Below are 3,305 nucleotides of genomic sequence, written 5' to 3' on the forward strand. Positions count from 1 at the left end.
AGCGGTCAAGGCGGCCATTTTGTCAGGTCAGGTTACTGGACTTGGTAGGGCAACACTGAAACCCGTGTTGGCAGGGGCAGGCTTGCCACGGTCAACCGACGCTGTAAAGGTGCTGATCAAATGGGGTTGCACTGACCTGATAGAAACAGGATTGGTTTCCCGTAATCCAGAACCCGGCAATGGAAAACCTGAATTTGTGATTGCTTAACCGGGATAGGGCAGGCCACCACCTGACAACATACAACCTTCACCAGGAAGCCGGGGCAAGTTCCCGGCTTTTTCATTGTGTCAAAACTTATAAATTATGACACATCATAAAGTCAGTGATTTGGCCACGGAAGAATGCGGCGTTGGTGTGTGTCAAAAGTTGCGACATAAATAAGTTTACAAAGTTTTAGGACTTATGACACAATAAACCTAACTTAAGACACACACCGAAAGGGGACAGGTTTATGAAGATCGGATACGCAAGGGTAAGCACAACCGGGCAGGACTATGAAACCCAACTGGCAAAACTGAAGGCCGAAGGGTGCAAAGAAATATTCAGTGAGAAGCAAAGCGGCAAATCCACAGATGATAGGGAGCAGTTGCAAGCGGCCTTGAAGTTTGCCCGCAAGGGTGACGTGCTGATCGTCACCAAGCTTGACCGATTGGCGCGATCCATGGGCGACCTGTGGCAGATTGCCCGCGAACTGGACAACAAGGGCGCGGCCTTCAAGGTGCTTGACCAGGAAGGCATGGACACCAGTAATGCAACCGGCAAACTACTGTTTACCATCCTTGGCGGCATTGCCGAGTTTGAACGTGATTTGATCAACGCCAGGACAGCAGAGGGCAGGGCGGCGGCCAAGGCCAAAGGCGTGAAGTTTGGCAGGCCGGGGAAACTGGAAGCCGACCAGGTGGAAGCGGTCAAGGCAGACGTGAAGGCGGGCGAACTGAGTATGCAGGCCATCGCGGACAAGCACGGCATTTCCCGTAAGACGGTTTACCGGCTGGCGGGGGCGAAGGATGCGGCATAGGGAAGGGTGGAAATCACCAGAAAAGTCGGAATTTGCCCGGCTTTTCTGTAGATACGAACCCTAATGTGATGTTTCACTGTGTATTTTTAGTGTGTATTTGAAAATCAATACATGATGATTTGTCTATTACATCAATAATATATAATTATTATCATCTTCCCTTCACCTCCATCACTCCACATATAACCATCCTGATCATAAGTATTTGATAAATAGTAGCTGTCAATTCTACAGCCGTCTACATGGAAACACCAAAAGCGCATGATATACCGGGTATAAAAGCGGGTAGGGTTTTCGCCTGTGTCTCTCAAGCATTCTTTTTGCGGGTATGGATAGCGGGTATAGTCGCTTGTACCTGTTGATAGCAAAGGGAGTTCGATGGCGTTATGCCAAGCAAAACCATTACGCTGCTGACTGATCTGGAAGCAAGAAACGCAGAGGTAAAAACCGCCTCTTACCGGATAAAGGATATGCCGGGGCTATATCTGGAAATCAACCCCAACGGCTCCAGAATCTGGCGGTTACGCTACCGCAACCCGCAGACCAAAAAGGAAACCATGTTCACTGTGGGAGTTTTCCCAGAAACGAAATGCGCAGCGGCGCGGCTTGCAGCCGAAGAGGCCAAGGCGATGGTCAGGCAGGGGATAGACCCGAATACCAAAAAACAACGCGACCGGCTCAGGGGTAGCGGAAAAACTTTTCAGGAAGTCGCGCTCGAATGGCATGAAAACCAGTTGGGGCGCTGGAAAAAGAGCAACGCTGAACAAGTGCTGCACTCGCTGGAACTGGACGTTTTCCCACACATCGGCAAACAACCCATCGACGATCTGGAAGCGCCCGACATATTGGCGGTATTGCGGCGCATCGAAGGGCGGGGGACACTGCCGCAGGCGCAAAAGGTGCGCCAGCGCGTCAACGCGGTTTTTCGTTTCGCCGTCATCGTCGGCTATATCAAGGGAAACCCGCTACCTGAAAACATGCGCGGCGCAATCAAGGCTTACAAAGAGAAACACTTCAACGCGCTTACTGTGGAAGACCTGCCCGACTTCCTCCGTGATCTGGCTGCATACCGCTCGGAAGTGCTGCGCCGCGCCGTACAATTCACCTTGTTGACTTTCGCCCGCACTGACTCGGTAAGAATGGCGGAATGGCAGGAAATCGATTGGGAAAGCGCGCTCTGGAAGATCCCCGCCGAACACATGAAAATGGAACAGCCCCACATTATCCCATTGTCCAGTCAGGCGCTGAAGCTGCTGGAAGAGTTGCGGCCTTTCACTGGGGATTCAAACCTGATCTTTTATACCATCAGGCGCGGCCAGCTCATCAGTGAAAACGCGCTATTGCAGGTCATTCGGCGCATAGGGTGGAGTGATGACACCACCATCCACGGGTTCCGCGCCATTGCATCCAGTACCCTGAAAGACCACGGATTCAGATATGAAGTCGTGGAAAAGCAGCTTGCGCACCAAGGCCGGGACAAGGTGGCGAACGCCTATGACTACATGGCGCGCTACCTGGACGAACGTAAGCACATGATGCAATGGTGGGCGGATTTTCTTGAGGGACAGCAACATGGTCACGGTAAAGTCATCATCGGCAACTTTGCGCAGGGCAGGGGATGACCTGCTGCACTGCCCCAATACAACACCGGGCAACCGGGAAACCTTGCCACCCGTGAGCGAGTGCAACACCTGAGCGACACACCCAAAAAGACACTGACCTTCACCCGCAAACCCGCCAGCACTGGCGCGTCGCCATCTGCTACGGTTACACGCACCGGCAAGCGCATCATCCGGCGCGACGATCTGCCCAACGTCCAGCGACCGGGGAAGGGTGGCAAGCCACCGGCAGCCAAGGCCAAACCGAAGAAACCACCCCGCAAACCGCAACCCAAAAAACAGGTAACACCGCCGTCTGAACTCAAGATGCGCGAACTGAACGACCGGCTGAACGGCTTCCGCGTTTGGCTGACCTATCAGCCTCTGGCGCTGGGCATCGAAAAGCAAATCTTTAAATTGGTGAATGATGAATGCTTTCCCGGCGCATCCAAAAAAGTTGTCCAGAAGGTGTTGCGGAAGCACACCAACCACGGCCTTTACCTGCAAGCCATCCAGCGCGGCGGCGCTCGCTATACCCTGGACGGCGCGGAAGAGGGCGACATCAGCCAACAGCACCAGCAGCACGCCGCCGAAACCCTCACCAACCGCCAGCAAGCGCAAGGGTGAACAAGCAATGATGACATTTTGACATTTTCTTTTTGGAAAACTTCCATACAATACTGGATAG

The 3,305-nt window shown here is 53.1% G+C and carries 4 protein-coding genes; all 4 read left to right on the forward strand.

Going from position 1 to position 3,305, the window contains the following annotated elements; all coding sequences use genetic code 11:
• A partial coding sequence (locus VSS37_RS04525; RefSeq protein ID WP_324693508.1) for a hypothetical protein occupies positions 1 to 208 on the forward strand: 208 nt, incomplete at its 5' end.
• A gap of 244 nt (positions 209 to 452) precedes the next feature.
• Positions 453 to 1,019, forward strand: a complete 567-nt coding sequence (locus VSS37_RS04530; RefSeq protein ID WP_324693509.1) for a recombinase family protein — start codon at positions 453 to 455, stop codon at positions 1,017 to 1,019.
• A 386-nt stretch (positions 1,020 to 1,405) separates the two neighbouring features.
• Complete coding sequence (locus tag VSS37_RS04535; protein WP_324693510.1) at positions 1,406 to 2,641, forward strand: tyrosine-type recombinase/integrase; 1,236 nt, start codon at positions 1,406 to 1,408, stop codon at positions 2,639 to 2,641.
• 60 nt (positions 2,642 to 2,701) lie between these two features.
• The gene (locus tag VSS37_RS04540; RefSeq protein WP_324693512.1) at positions 2,702 to 3,244 is read left to right on the forward strand and encodes a ProQ/FINO family protein; all 543 of its coding nucleotides are present in this window, start codon (positions 2,702 to 2,704) and stop codon (positions 3,242 to 3,244) included.
• Positions 3,245 to 3,305: the final 61 nt, after the last annotated feature.

The organism is Candidatus Thiothrix phosphatis (genome assembly GCF_035668035.1).
GTDB lineage: Bacteria > Pseudomonadota > Gammaproteobacteria > Thiotrichales > Thiotrichaceae > Thiothrix > Thiothrix phosphatis.